General features: G+C 39.3%; 14 protein-coding genes, 1 other RNA gene and 1 riboswitch. Of the genes, 13 read left to right on the forward strand and 2 right to left on the reverse strand.

From position 1 onward, the window contains the following. Window positions 1-3: 3 nt before the first annotated feature. From EGX73_RS09945 to EGX73_RS09990, 10 genes are all read left to right on the forward strand, one after another. Window positions 4-1419, forward strand: coding sequence for a SpaH/EbpB family LPXTG-anchored major pilin (locus EGX73_RS09945; protein ID WP_123866913.1), 1416 nt, complete (start codon window positions 4-6; stop codon window positions 1417-1419). Then, window positions 1416-3293, forward strand: a complete 1878-nt coding sequence (locus EGX73_RS09950) for a SpaH/EbpB family LPXTG-anchored major pilin (protein ID WP_003127746.1) — start codon at window positions 1416-1418, stop codon at window positions 3291-3293. Before EGX73_RS09945 ends, EGX73_RS09950 begins: the two co-directional genes overlap by 4 nt. A 276-nt stretch (window positions 3294-3569) precedes the next feature. Then, a complete protein-coding gene (locus EGX73_RS09955) occupies window positions 3570-4427 on the forward strand; it encodes a class C sortase (RefSeq protein WP_123866914.1) in 858 nt (285 codons plus the stop codon). Window positions 4428-4665: 238 nt separating this feature from the next. Further along, window positions 4666-4832: riboswitch (cobalamin riboswitch) on the forward strand. Between the two features lie 217 nt (window positions 4833-5049). Then, the gene (locus tag EGX73_RS09960; RefSeq protein WP_029487123.1) at window positions 5050-5937 is read left to right on the forward strand and encodes an ABC transporter substrate-binding protein; all 888 of its coding nucleotides are present in this window, start codon (window positions 5050-5052) and stop codon (window positions 5935-5937) included. A gap of 3 nt (window positions 5938-5940) precedes the next feature. Continuing rightward, a complete protein-coding gene (gene eutD, locus EGX73_RS09965; protein WP_096710921.1) occupies window positions 5941-6573 on the forward strand; it encodes an ethanolamine utilization phosphate acetyltransferase EutD in 633 nt (210 codons plus the stop codon). Window positions 6574-6587: 14 nt separating this feature from the next. Next, window positions 6588-7208, forward strand: coding sequence for an ethanolamine utilization protein (locus EGX73_RS09970; protein ID WP_123866915.1), 621 nt, complete (start codon window positions 6588-6590; stop codon window positions 7206-7208). After that, window positions 7199-7462 (forward strand): EutN/CcmL family microcompartment protein, encoded by a 264-nt coding sequence (locus EGX73_RS09975; protein WP_123866916.1) that lies wholly within the window; start codon window positions 7199-7201, stop codon window positions 7460-7462. Before EGX73_RS09970 ends, EGX73_RS09975 begins: the two co-directional genes overlap by 10 nt. A 13-nt stretch (window positions 7463-7475) precedes the next feature. Further along, the gene (eutH, locus tag EGX73_RS09980; RefSeq protein ID WP_123866917.1) at window positions 7476-8576 is read left to right on the forward strand and encodes an ethanolamine utilization protein EutH; all 1101 of its coding nucleotides are present in this window, start codon (window positions 7476-7478) and stop codon (window positions 8574-8576) included. A 12-nt stretch (window positions 8577-8588) separates the two neighbouring features. After that, on the forward strand, window positions 8589-9032 hold the full coding sequence (locus EGX73_RS09985) for a cupin domain-containing protein (RefSeq protein WP_003127755.1): 444 nt from the start codon (window positions 8589-8591) through the stop codon (window positions 9030-9032). A 1091-nt stretch (window positions 9033-10123) separates the two neighbouring features. Continuing rightward, the gene (locus EGX73_RS09990) at window positions 10124-10375 is read left to right on the forward strand and encodes a hypothetical protein (protein WP_005471992.1); all 252 of its coding nucleotides are present in this window, start codon (window positions 10124-10126) and stop codon (window positions 10373-10375) included. A gap of 298 nt (window positions 10376-10673) precedes the next feature. Here the strand turns inward: EGX73_RS09990 and ssrA are convergent. Next, window positions 10674-11037, reverse strand: a transfer-messenger RNA (tmRNA) gene (gene ssrA, locus EGX73_RS09995). A 62-nt stretch (window positions 11038-11099) separates the two neighbouring features. Next, complete coding sequence (locus EGX73_RS10000) at window positions 11100-11870, reverse strand: Cof-type HAD-IIB family hydrolase (protein WP_003127820.1); 771 nt, start codon at window positions 11868-11870, stop codon at window positions 11100-11102. A gap of 143 nt (window positions 11871-12013) precedes the next feature. Between EGX73_RS10000 and EGX73_RS10005 the strand changes: the two genes are divergently transcribed. Genes EGX73_RS10005 through EGX73_RS10015 form a run of 3 tightly spaced genes read left to right on the forward strand, consistent with a single transcriptional unit; the run spans window position 12014 to window position 14518 of the window. Beyond that, a complete protein-coding gene (locus EGX73_RS10005) occupies window positions 12014-12364 on the forward strand; it encodes an SdpI family protein (protein ID WP_003127822.1) in 351 nt (116 codons plus the stop codon). Next, entirely contained in the window at window positions 12345-13058 is a 714-nt protein-coding gene (locus EGX73_RS10010; protein WP_003127824.1) for a response regulator transcription factor, read from the forward strand. Before EGX73_RS10005 ends, EGX73_RS10010 begins: the two co-directional genes overlap by 20 nt. Further along, on the forward strand, window positions 13058-14518 hold the full coding sequence (locus tag EGX73_RS10015; RefSeq protein ID WP_060815285.1) for a HAMP domain-containing sensor histidine kinase: 1461 nt from the start codon (window positions 13058-13060) through the stop codon (window positions 14516-14518). The genes EGX73_RS10010 and EGX73_RS10015 overlap by 1 nt, the downstream gene beginning before the upstream one ends. Window positions 14519-14565 lie beyond the last annotated feature (47 nt).

Raw genomic sequence — 14565 nt, forward strand, 5'->3', positions numbered from 1 at the left:
CGGATGAAAAGCATGCGTTGGTTTAGTGTATGCATTTTTCTAGTTGTGTTACTAGGTTTCTCCCAACAAGTTTCAGCAGGAGAAATGCAAGCGAATGTTCGCATCACGTTACACAAGGTACTATTTCTTGAAGGGCAATTACCCCAGGAACAAATCAATTCCGGAGAAGGTACATTGCTTCAAGCTTACCGCGGTTTAAATGATGTCACCTATCACGTATACGATGTCACCGATTCTTTCTATCAATTACGGGAAGATGGTGAATCGGTGGAAGCTGCGCAAAGAAAGTTGGCTGAGCAAGGTCCTGCAGCCGGATCCCTGATTGCCGAAGGAAAGACCGAGAAGATCCAAGGAGAAGATGGTTTACTTAGCTTCACATTAGCAGCCAAGGACAGCCAGCAGCGGGATAAGGTCTATTTATTCGTGGAAGCAGAGGCTCCTAATGTCGTGAAAGAGAAAGCCGGAAACTTGGTCGTTGTTTTGCCAGTTCTTGATCAGAAAGGGAATCAAATGACCACGATTCATTTGTACCCAAAAAATGAAGAGAAGGCATACGATTTGCCGCCTCTTGAAAAAGAAGTGCAGTCCAAAACCTCTGATTTTACCTATGGCGAGAGAGTGGGTTATCAGCTGTCAACACATATTCCAGAAAATATCTTGGATTACCAACAATTCCAACTATCGGATACAGCAGATTCTGCCTTATTTCTCTTACCAGAAACGATCACAGTAAAAGTAGGAACATCCGTTATGACAGGATATACACTTCAAATAACGGATCATGGCTTTGTCCTGGATTTCTCTATTCAGCAGCTAGAAAAATTTGCCAATCAAAAATTGCAAGTCTCTTACCAAATGAAAGTAATGAATGCAGAGCCTGACACAGAGATCGTAAATGAAGGGCAATTGCTGACAGATAAACATACCATCAACAAAAAAGTTGACATACGGACTGGTGGGAAACGGTTCGTCAAAAGAGATAGTCAAGATCCGCAGCGAACATTGGCAAATGCCGTATTCGTCGTAAAAAATCAAACGGGAGCCTATTTGCATGAATCAGCCCATGGTTATCAATGGCAAAGAGAAAAAGCGGGAGCTAAACGATTCACTTCTGATCAAGCCGGAGAATTTTCCGTCAAAGGGTTAAAAGATGGTCACTATTTCTTGGAAGAAATCCAAGCCCCAAAAAATTACTTGCTTAATCAAAAAGCCATTCCGTTTGTGGTTGAAAAAAATTCCTATACAACAAATGGAAAAGCAGCTACCCCACTGGCAATCATCAACAAGAAACATACTGGTTTTTTACCAAAGACTAATGAGCAACAAGCAACAGGATTGATCTTAGCCGGTGTAGCATTGATAGGTTTTGCCATTGCTGGGCTGATTGACCAAAAACAAAAACGAGGAGAAAGAAAATGAAACAAGCAAAAAAAGTATGGTACTTACTAAGTACGCTATTACTAACATTACCTGTTTTTATCAATGGGTTGGGTACAGCAGCTTATGCTGAGGAAAATGCAAGCAATGCCCAAATCGTCATTCATAAAAAGAAAATGACCGATCTTCCGGATCCGCTCATTCAAAATAGTGGGAAAGAGATGAGTGATTTTGATCAATATCAAGGTCTTGCAGATGTCACTTTCCGCATTTATAATGTGACGTCAGAATTTTATGCGCAACGAGTAGCCGGGGCAACTGTCGAAGCTGCAAAACAAGCAGTTCAAGGTCTAACCCCAGGTTCGCCAATAGCTGAAGGTATAACAGATGCAGATGGCAATATTACCGTAAATGTACCGAAAAAACAAAACGACAAAGATGCTGTCTACGTCATCAAAGAAGAACCAAAATCTGGGGTAGCGGCTGCTGCCAATATGGTCATTGCCTTCCCGGTTTATGAGATGATCAAGCAATCAGACGGCTCGTATAACTATGGGACAGAAGAATTATCTACGGTTCATGTTTACCCCAAAAATATCGTTTCAAATGATGGGGCATTACATGTGAAAAAAAGAGGTACTGCTGAAAATGAATCGTTGAATGGTGCAGAATTCGTACTCTCAAAAAATGAAGGTTCCCCAAGTACGACCAAGTATATTCAAGGGGTAAAAGATGGTCTCCACACTTGGACAACCGACAAAGGACAAGCAAAGCATTTTGTTACTGGTAAAAGCTATGGAATCGGCGAAGATGATTTTACAGAATCTGAAGAGAAAACTGGTGAACTAACGGTGAAGAATCTTGAAGTGGGTTCCTATACGCTTGAAGAGGTCAAAGCACCGAACAATGCTGAATTGATTGATGATCAAACAAAGACACCCTTCACTATTGAAGCGGATAATCAAACCCCAGTAGAAAAAACCGTTAAAAATGATACATCAAACGTTGAAAAAACAACGCCTAATTTAAACGGCAAAGATGTAGCGATTGGTGAAAAGATCAAGTACGAGATTGCGGTCAATATTCCATTAGGTATTGCTGATAAAGAAGGAAATGCCAATAAATACAACAAATTTAACTTAGTAGATACCCATGATGATGCATTGACCTTTGACAATACACCTTCAGGAGATACAGCCTATGCTCTTTATGATGGTGATACACTGATCGCATCTGAAAACTATCAAGTAACTGAACAGACAAACGGCTTCACCGTCGCTGTCGATCCAGCGTTCATCCCTTCTTTAACACCAGGAGGTACATTAAAATTTATTTACTTCATGCATCTAAATGAAAAAGCAGATCCAACGAAAGGCTTTAAAAACGAAGCCAATGTTGATAATGGTCATACCAATGACCAAACGCCACCAACAGTAGAAGTCGTCACCGGTGGGAAACGATTTATCAAAGTCGATGGGGATGTTTCATCCACGCAAGCTCTAGCAGGTGCCTCTTTCGTTGTACGTGATCAAAATAGTGAGGGTGCAAACTATTTGAAGGTCGATGAAGCAGCGAAAACAGTGACTTGGGTGGCAAACAAAGCAGATGCAACAACATTCACGACGCAAGCTGATGGTTTAGTCGTCATTACTGGACTAAAATATGGTTCCTATTATTTGGAAGAAACTGCAGCGCCAGAAAATTATGTATTACTAACAAATCGAATCCAATTTACAGTGGATGAGCATTCTTACGGAACCACAGAAGAATTAGTTGCTCCTGAAAAAGTGCCTAACAAACACAAAGGAACATTGCCTTCTACAGGCGGAAAAGGCATCTATCTTTATTTAGGCAGCGGTACGCTGATCTTGATCATTGTGGGTTTGTATTTCATGAAACGAAAAGAAACTCGTTGATTTTCTGTTTTGCTAGATTTTCACTTCTAGAAAAATTGGCAGCCTCAAAAGCAGATCTCAGCTATTTCGACCTAGTCAGATAAAAACGGGAGGTTGCAACAGACGTGGTCCGCTTCAAGAAATAAGAAAGGATTTTCAAAAATAGCTTTTCCCATTTTTTTGAAAAGCTATTTTTGAAGAAGCTGATTCTAACCGCTTGTTGAACCACTTGTTCGGAAAACGGAGCTGTGACAAGTCTTTTGTCACAGCTCCTTTAATTTTTTTGAGGAGGAAATGATGAAACAAAAAAGAGGACACCAGATAGTCGATCGATTGATGATCCTTTTGTTGTTGATTGGTGTAGGGATTTTTTCCTATCCATTCATTAGCGATGCACTGAATAATTATTTGGACCAACAGATCATTGCGCATTACCAAACAGAAGCAAATCAAGAAAATGCCGCCGCAATGGCGAAGTTGCAAGCGCAGATCGACAAAAATCAACAGCTAGCCAAAGAAGGCGGCTCCCCCGGACTGGATCCATTCTCTGAAGCAGAGAAAATCAGTAAAAAACCAGATAAATCGTATTTTGAAAGCCATACGATCGGTGTGTTAACGATTCCCAAAATCAATGTACGAGTCCCTATTTTTGACAAGACCAATTCAGCATTGTTGGAAAAAGGCAGCTCATTACTGGAAGGGACTTCTTTTCCTACAGGAGGCAAAAACACCCACGCCGTCATTTCGGGTCATCGTGGATTGCCGCAAGCAAAACTATTTACTGATTTGCCAGAATTGCAGGAAGGCGATGAGTTTTATTTAGAAGTCTACGGCGAAACACTCGTTTATCAAGTCGATCAAATCAAAACTGTTGTCCCCACCGATACACAAGACCTTCAGATTGAATCTGGTAAAGATCTTGTCACATTGTTGACCTGCACTCCCTACATGATCAATAGTCATCGATTATTGGTAAGAGGACACCGGATTCCTTATCATCCGAAAGTCACTGATGACATAAAGAAAGTCAAACAGCAACAACAGCAGTTTCTGTGGATCCTCCTTTTTACTGCCTGCGGCTTCCTCGTTTTTTGTATTTGGTGGTATAAGCGGCGAAAGAAAAAAACTGGGAACCCTCCAGTATCTAGCAGATAAAATGAGTTGGCTGATCAAAGAAACCCTGTTTTTAATAAAAAATTTTTTTGATTTACAGGGCATAAAGAAAGCTGATTTATTTGCTAGCCAGCACAATCTTTGTATCTCTTATGCTATCGAACCTCCCGTAAGATGTTAAGAGGATTGACAAAATATTCGCAAACGCTATAATGAGGGTGTATTAGTGGACAAGGACGTCTGCTAATCCTTTTGAAAACTAGCTATCAAAGAAGATACAATAAACGTATACTTATGAAGTGTCAGGGAAAGAGGTGTGAATCCTCTACAGACCTACCTACTGTATGGTGGATGAAACCAATAGAACCACAGAATGATTCTATTCTGGAAGGATTGGGAGTAAGAAGAAGCTAAGTCAGGATACCGGCTTGATAAGTCTATTCATTCTTTTGTAGGAAAAAGAAGGGGCTTCGACGATAACTGGCTTGATCTACTGTTAGTACTGTTAATGAACCACTTTTTCTATTAAAGGAAAAGTGGTTTTTTTGTTTTTTGATACAAAGTAAAAGGAGGGATAGACAAACCGTAGGAAAGAAGAATAATCGATTTATCCGTAAGGGTTGGAAGAAAAAATTCAAAAAAAGTTGAATGCGAGGAAAAAAAGATGAAAAAAATTCTAATGACGATCATGACCATCGGAGTAGTTGCTGGGATTGGATTAGCGGGTTGCGGCAAACAAGAAAACGAAGCTACGGCTTCAACTGAGAAAACAGAACAAAATTTGCCGACGAAAGACCGTAGTGGGAAAGAGATCTCATTGCCTAAAGAGGCAACTAAAATCGTTTCACTGGTTCCATCAGTAACAGAAGTTATTGATGATATAGGAAAAACGAATGAATTGGTTGCTGTTGACATGCAAAGCGGGTCACTGAATGAAGCGCTTCAGGCATTACCTCAAATGGATATGATGGCGATTGATGCAGAAAAATTGATTGCATTGAAACCGCAAATCGTCTATGTGAATGACATTAATTTAGCAAGTTCTGAAAGTGTCTGGCAGCAAGTAGAAGATGCCGGGATCACGATTGTCAATATACCGACAAGTACCAGTATTCAAGCCATCACTAGCGTAACAACAAGTACTCAGAAAAGAGCCGATAGTTGTCCTATTCGGACCTCCTCGATCAAAACAAAGTCACTATCACGAAAGATAGAATATGAAATACAGCACTTGAAGCATCTTCTTTATTTTCCTATGTTGAGAGATGACACGTTTCCTGCAGAACTATGGCTGTACTTTGAGAAACAACAAGCTTGGTTGGAGAATATCATTCAAGGAAAATTCTCGGTGATTGAACAAGCGATTGATCAAGAGCAAGTAGTGATAGAGAGCAGTCAGAGAAGACAATGGGATTATTCTTCAAAGGAAATCCAACTTCAATTGAACAAAATCCTATTCTTGTTCGAAGAAAAGCCTGATAGGCGCTATCAGTATTTCCAAGAATGGGCGGATGCGTTGATCCAAACAATGACTGTAGTAAAACTGAACTAGGAGATGAACACATTGGATTCAATCAATGAAATTGTTGAAGAAGTTATCAAACGAATTCAACTACAAAATCACACATTTGAAGTAGAAGCTTCTGGACGTCACGTCCATTTGTCTCGTCGAGAAATCGATCATTTATTTGGATCAGGGTATCAGTTAACGAAAGTAAAAGATTTGTCACAACCTGGTCAATATGTATGTAAAGAACGAATCACTGTTGCAGGACCAAAAGGACTGTTCCAAAATGTCGTGAATTTAGGTCCTGAACGTAAGGAAGCACAAGTCGAAGTGTCAATGACAGATACCCGAATTTTAGGTATTAACGCGCCTGTTAGAGAAAGTGGAAAGATTGAAGGAACACCAGGGGTGACATTGATGAATGGCGCAACGACTGTTTCATTAGATCGCGGATTGATCGTGGCAAAACGACACATCCATATGACACCAGAAGATGCCCTAGCAAACAATGTGACTAACGGACAAATCGTCCAAGTAAAAGTACTAGGTACGCGACCATTGATTTTTGATGATGTAGTGATACGTGTCAGTCCTCATTTCGCGACGTATATGCATATTGATTATGATGAAGCAAACGCTTGTGGTTTATCAAAAGGTGTTCATGGTTACATCATTAAGTAAGAGAAGGTTGGACAATGAAAGCTTCTGAAATAGAAGAACTGGTTCAACAAATTACTGATCGTATCTGTCAGCAACTCCCAAAGCCTACCCTTTCTCTTGCTTTTTCGCAAGAGAAAAAAGAGATTCCTGCCGAATTATATACCCAGTTTCCCACTGTTCAGTGGAGAACCGGTGAAGATCAAGAGTCGGCTGGAATGATTGTGAAACAACTAACGATTTCTCAAATGTCCAGTATTGCTTTACTGCAAGAAAACGATCTATTGACCCGAAGAATACTTTCATTTTTGTTACAAGGAAAACCAATTCTTGTTTTAGAAACTTTGCCAGCAATTCCGAAAGAAACACCGCTTAAATATCAAGTGAAAAAGACAATTCAAGAATATCGAGACAAATGTCAGCAGTTTGGTCTGACATTCTATCGCTCCCCGCAAGACTATGCTGATTTTTGGAAATCCTGTCAGAAAAAATCAGTGCCTAAGGCATTGCCTAAGCGGACCTTCATCACCGAAAAACAATTGAAAAAAATGCTAGAATACCGCATTCCTCCAATAAAGAATGCGCAATTGACACCATTAGCACAAGATTATGCGCGCACTCAAAAGTTGCTTATAAAGGGGGAAAAAGCATGCTTTTAGGAAAAGTTACCGGCAGTTTGTGGTCTACAAGAAAAGACGAGAAATTAAACGGGTGGAAATTTATGATGGTAGACATTTTGAATCAAGAAGAACAAAAACAAGGCTTTATTATTGCAGCGGATAATGCTGGCGCAGGAATTGGCGATAAAGTATTGATCAGTCAAGGCAATGCTGCTCGAATTTCTGCTGAAAATTCAGAAGTACCTATTGACGCAATGATCGTTGGCGTCATCGATGCTGCAGAGGAAGAATAAGGAGGTTGAATCTATGAGCATTAATGAAATTATTATGTATATTATGGTTCTTTTTATGATCATTGGAGGCATTGATAAATGCATCGGGAATAAATTAGGACTTGGAAAACAATTTGAAGAAGGTATCATGGTGATGGGGTCTTTAGCGTTATCAATGGTAGGGATCATCACGTTAGCCCCGGTCTTGGCGAATCTTTTAAGTCCTATCGTTGTTCCCGTCTATGAATTGCTGGGTGCTGATCCGGCAATGTTCGCGACAACACTACTAGCAAATGATATGGGGGGATTTGCTCTGGCACAGCAATTAGCAAATGATCCTCAAGCAGGGTTATTTGCTGGAGCAATCCTTGGGGCTATGATGGGACCAACAATTGTTTTCACCATTCCTGTTGCGTTGGGGATTATTCAAAAAGAAAATCAACAGTTTTTAGCCACAGGGGTGTTAAGTGGAATTATTACCATTCCTTTCGGGTTATTGGCCGGTGGTTTAACCGCAGGAATGCCAATGTCTATGATCCTTCCTAACTTGCTACCTATCATTATCGTTGCTGCATTGATCATCGTGGGATTATGGTTGGCACCAAACGGTATGATCAAAGGATTCCAGATTTTTGGTCAAGGTGTTGTCATCGTTGCGATTATCGGTTTGATTGTCGGAGCGATTCAGTTACTTGTGGGAATTACAGTCATTCCTGACATTGCACCTGTTACAGAAGGAATCGAAGTCGTAGGGAGCATCGCATTGACTTTAGCTGGGGCATTTTGTTTGGTTGCTGTGATTACGAAAGTGTTTAACAAACCGTTAATGAAATTAGGGAAAGTTTTAGGGATGAATGAAGTGGCTGCTGCCGGTATGGTGGCAACATTAGCAAATAATATCCCAATGTTCCAAATGTTGAAAGATATGGATAACAGAGGAAAAATCATCAACATTGCTTTCGCTGTTTCTGCATCTTTTGTTTTAGGCGATCATCTAGGCTTTACGGCCGGGGTAGCAAAAGAAATGATTTTTCCTATGATCATCGGTAAATTAGTCGGTGGGATAACTGCTATTTTTGTAGCGATTTTTATGGCTAATCGTATGTTAGGGAAACCAGAAATAGAAACAAAATAATGAGGTGAAAATATGACAGAGTTTAATCGTAAAATGATCGAAACTTTGGTTCGTCAAATCGTAACTGAACAATTGATGCCAACAAAACAAGTGGATCCTAGCGGTGTTGCATCGATCAAGCTACCAGAGATCACTGTTTCTGAAGAAGATCGTTTGGATACAGGGAACCCCAATGATATTGTTTATACAAAGGATTTGTTCTCACTCGAAGAGAGTCCTCGTCTAGGTTGTGGATTGATGGTAATGAAAGAAACAACATTTGACTGGACGCTCGATTATGATGAAATCGACTATGTTATTTCTGGCAAATTAGATATTATTATTGATGGACGGAAAGTCTCTGCCAGTGCAGGTGAGCTCATTTTAATTCCTAAAAATAGCAAAATACAGTTTTCAGTCGCAGAAGAAGCCCGCTTTGTTTATGTCACTTTCCCGGCAGATTGGCAGAATCAATAAATTTGTTGAAAACAAGACACTATATATTTTCTTAAGTTGATACGCTACATCAGGTGTTCCTTTTATTTATAGGGATGCCTTTTTTTTAAAAGACCCTTTAGTTAATTAATATACGTTTGGAAGAAAAGATGTTTTTTACAAAGCATACGTGCCGATCTGTAGGATAAAAACGAAGTTCTATGTAAGTAGACAGGACAAAACAAAAAACAATTGAATGAGTAACTCGTATCTATTGTTCGAAATAGTTGCAAAAATGGTTTATTTCAAATATCTTTAAGGAGCAACATGCATTAATCATAGAAGAGTATTAGGACAAAAGGCTTGGGGAAGACTTTTTGTAGACACCTAATACTCTTCGTTTTTGTATTTTATCATGATATCAGCTAGTTTGTATTAAATGGACGAAATTTCGTCCACCATGTTTTGATAGGATCCTCCCATGGTGAATTCTGGCGTGATCGTACAACTCAATGTTTGTTTTGTTCAGGCTGATACGTATCTTCGATCAGTGTGTGGTCAAGCTTTTCAGTCTAAATTCAATTGCTTCATCGTAATCATTTATGACAAGAGCAATATTTTGTTTCACGATTACTCTTCCTTTATAGCGATGCAAGTATCATTCTGAGCTAAAGCCAATTATTCGCCACAATAGCGGACTAATGGAAATCTAAAAAATTATCACTAAATAAGCCAAATAATTTTATTTAACGAGGGATGTCAGCCTTAAAATAATAGCGAAATCACTAAAAATCGGCGGGATATAGTTAAAAATAAAATGGAGAAAAACTTGCCTGCTTTACGCTCGATCTCATATCTTCGATCATTTCTATCAGTTAAAACTCGGTTAGAAATCGAGCCCAAAATAGTCCGTTAGTAATTTTAAGTAAAAAAGCAAATAGTAATAAGAAAAGGGTTCCCCTAATAAAAGATACGATCACTCCCTCACAATCTGATGAGTAAGAGCAAATGCTTGCTCTGAAAAGTTTATTTTATTGCTATCTGTACCATTAACCTTTAGTGAATCATTTAACTTGAAAATATTTAAGAATGATCGTAAGATAGTTTTATCAAATATATAAGGAGTGTTATCTATGGCAAACTATGAAGAAAAAGAATCAAAAGCATTGTTAAAAATCGGAGAAGTTTTGGACAAGTTAGATTCTAATTTAGCAGAATTGGATTCTCTAGAAGCAGATGCTAAAAAACATAGTATGAAGAAGTGGATTGTTGAGAAAAAAGCGATTCATGAAATCAAGAAGATTGCACACGAAGCAGGTAAATACGAAACGTATGATGAGAAAGAATTACAAAAAGAGTTGGACGAAGTAGAAAAATATATGTAAGAAAGAGATGTTTTCTTTTCGTTTTTTTCTCTTATTTTAGTTAAAATAAATTTCCAGCACACTAAGGATAAATTTGCTTGATCAAAGGGAAGCCCGCTTGCTTGATTTGTGAGTAAGGAGGCTTCTTTGCTTATACAAGCGACTAAAAGAATGCATCTGTCGCGATGCTGGTCAGCTTGACTGTTAACTGATAATCTCAGAGAAGACAGGTTAAAAATAAAAAAGAAGCAAGATGAACCTCGTAGAAACAAGGTTCATCTCACTTTGGAAAAACTACGAAAATCTTCTCGATTTTAGTCTATGGAGATGGCGGGAGTCGAACCCGCGTCCAAACATATTGCTACCTAAAAATCTACGCTCATAGTCAGCTCATTTAAGGATTCGCTTTACAGCTTGCCGAGTGACAGGCAGTCTGTATTGCTAGTCTGATGTTCTCTTTTTTAACTTGCAGACGGAAAGTTAAAACGTATCCCACTTAGAATAGGACCCTTACTCGAGCACATGGGCGATGCCGAGAGGATCTACGCTAACTGTTTTTAGGCAGCTAAAGCGTAAGAGTTTTCGTTTTTAGCAGTTATATTTAACTGTAACGTTTTAACGTAGACGTAACCTACGAAGCGCAATTCAGGCTCAACTATGCCTGTCGAATCCGTAACATCCCCCTGATAAAAGGGGTATCGCTACCAACCACTAGTATAACATAATTTGCGCTATATGCAAAGATTTAGATCAATTCAAAATGATTCAAGGCATGCACGATGCCGCCTTCAGTATTTTTAAGAGTAACAAAATCAGCAATCTCTTTTAGTTCTGGCAAGCCATTACCCATGGCAATTTTATAGTCGCAAGCTTCTAAAAGAGCGAAGTCATTGCTACCGTCACCAAAGCCAAATGTTGGCACATCTTTGAGATTTAGTAAGTTCACTAATGTCTTAATTCCCGTTCCTTTAGAGGTGCCGCTTTTCACGACATCAATTGAAAAAGGTGTATTGCGGTAGAAAGTCAATTCAGGGAACTGTTCTTTATAGACTGTTTCATTGGCGATACCTAATACGAGCATCATATTGATCCGGTCTTTTTCATAACGGAATGGATCGATTTCTGGAAGGGGGCTGCGGACATAATTGTAAGCCTCGATCATCTCATCATTGTGTCCAGTTGCCCAGTAACCATTCTCGTTATAATATGAAAGTTCGTCGCCATGATCTCTCACGGCTTCCAACATCCGTGCGCAGAGATTTTTATCTAATGTGTCTGAAAACACTTCTTTGCCATCGATACGAATGAATGCCCCATTCATGACAATATTTGAGGTGATCCCAGCAGCCTCACGAATAGCAAGAACTTCTGTTTCCGTTCTGCCGGTTGCAATGATTGGTAAAACATCATTTTGGCGTAAGCGATGCATGGCCTCAGAAATTTCGGGGGTGATCTGGGAGTGTTCATCTAGTAGTGTGCCATCTAAATCAAAAAATGCTAAAGCTTTATAATTCATACAGTTTTCTCCTACTCTTATTGACAGTTACAAAATCAATCTTAACAAAGATTGCTAAAAACGCAAACCTTTATGAAGAAACCGTGAAGTTGTTGGTAGATAGGAGGTTTTCGAGTATACTAGAGAAAGAATGGAGTGGGAATATGATTTTTTTAGTGATTGGAGCGATTTTCTTTTTGATCGGTTTTGTTTTTTTGATTCTCCCTTCAAAGAAAATCAATTTTATCTACGGCTATCGTTCTTATTTAGCAAAACAGAATGAACGAAATTGGCAGTATGCACAAAAGATCTGTACGCGGTATTTTCTGCTGTTTGGGGGAGTCATGACATTGATAGGAATCCTACTGAAGTGGCAGGGATGGACCAATTTCTTTCTCTTAGAAATGATTGCAATTCCTTGGTTTATTGTACCGATTTTTGGTTTGATCGAAGAAAAGCTGCAACAATTTGATGAACAACATAGGGGTGAAGACAATGAATATTCTAATGATTGAAGACAATGAATCTGTTTCAGAAATGATGCAAATGTTTTTTTTGAATGAAGGTTGGGATGCGACTTTCAAATATGATGGCAAAGAGGGACTGGAAGCTTTTGCCGAAACTCCAGAAAAATGGGATATGATCACGCTGGATTTAAATTTGCCTACCATGGATGGAATGATCGTTGCCAGAGAGATTCGCAAGATTTCTAATACAGTGCCCATTATTATGCTGACTGCCCGTGATTCAGAAAGTGATCAAGTGATTGGGCTGGAAATGGGCGCGGATGATTATGTGACGAAACCATTTAGTCCATTAACATTGATTGCTCGTATCAAAGCCCTGCATCGACGGAGTGAAATTGCTGAGAAGGCAAGTTCTGAGACTTCAGACACGACATTTGATATCGTTACCGATCACTTTAAAATGAATACCAAGACTCGGGAGGCTTATTTGAACGGCAAATTGATCGATGGTCTGACGCCCAAAGAATTTGATTTGCTTTATACATTAGCGAAAAAACCGCGACAAGTCTTTTCCCGGGAACAATTACTAGAGTTGGTTTGGGATTATCAATATTTTGGTGACGAGCGTACCGTCGATGCGCATATCAAAAAGTTGCGGCAAAAAATTGAAAAAGTGGGACCGCAAGTGATTCAGACTGTTTGGGGAGTTGGCTACAAATTTGATGATGCAGGTGCTGCCTAATGCGGTATCTTTATCAACAATTGATTGCGTTTTTTGCTGTGATTCTAGTCATTTTGATGACGATTGGAGTAGCGTTTACCCAAATGACCAGACAGACGTTGCAAGAGCGCAATTACGAGCAATTGATGGGGTATGCCTCTTCCGTAGCAAAAATTTCCCAGATCAGTGACTCAGAATTTTTTCAGCAGAACATGACGCGAGATGAATATTTGCAGTATTCACTACATCTTGCTGAAAATATTCTGAGCAATCAAGATATTTCTTTTGCTTTTTTTAAAAGTCCGAAAGAACAAATCTATCCATTAGATACGGCGGGACGAGCGGTCGACTTTAGCATTTCAGAATCAGATTGGCAGTCATTGCAAAATGGTGGTCGATTACAAATGACTTCGAATACCAATTTATTCGGCGAACGAGAGTTGACTTCCTATGTGTTGATTCCTTTTTCTGTTAATCGGACGGATTTTTATGGCGTGATGGTGGTTTCACAATCTGCCAGCAATATTTTGAATCTAGTCAGTGCTTTTAATCAGAACTTATTCAAAGTCTTCTTGATTTCGATCATTGTTTCGCTATTGATCAGTTATCTATTCGCGACTTTCCAAGTTCGACGGATCAATCGGATGAAGCGGGCAACCAAAGAAATTACGAATGGAAATTTTGACATCTCATTACCTGTTCATAATCGCGATGAATTTGATGAATTGGCAGAAGACTTTAACCAAATGTCCCAGTCATTGAAAGAGTCGCATGAAGAAATTGAGCGTCAGGAAGAACGACGACGGCAATTTATGGCTGATGCTTCCCATGAAATGCGTACGCCTTTAACCACTATCAATGGGTTGCTAGAAGGATTAGAATACCATGCAATTCCAGAGAATCAGCGAGACAATGCGATACGCTTGATGAAAAATGAGACCAATCGTTTGATTCGTTTAGTGAATGAAAATCTGGATTATGAAAAAATCAGAACCAATCAGATTTCTATGGTCATTAAGAAGTTTGATGCGACCAAGACAATGACCAATCTGTTGACGCAATTGGAAAGCAAAGCAGAAGTCGCAAACGATCGTTTGATTCTGGAAACAGAGGAGTCGATCGACGTCTATGCCGACTATGACCGGTTTGTTCAAATTATGGTTAACATACTCCAAAATGCGATTCAATTCACACAAGATGGTGAGATCCGCGTGCGAATCGAAAAAGGCTATCTAGAAACGATCATTGAGATTTCTGATACAGGAATCGGTATGTCCGAAGAACAAGTCAAAAATATTTGGGATCGCTACTATAAAGTTGATCCTTCTCGAAAAAATCGACAATTTGGTGAATCGGGATTAGGGTTATCGATAGTGGAACAGTTGGTTCGCCTCCACAAAGGTAAAATCGAAGTCGATAGCGAATTGGGGCAAGGAACGACCTTCAAAGTGACTTTTCCCGATATCGAAATAGAAGAATAAGCTAGAAACATACAGTATGCTTTTATGCAGTGATAGACAAAAAGGAA

Source organism: Enterococcus sp. FDAARGOS_553 (assembly GCF_003812305.1).
Lineage (GTDB): Bacteria > Bacillota > Bacilli > Lactobacillales > Enterococcaceae > Enterococcus_D > Enterococcus_D gallinarum.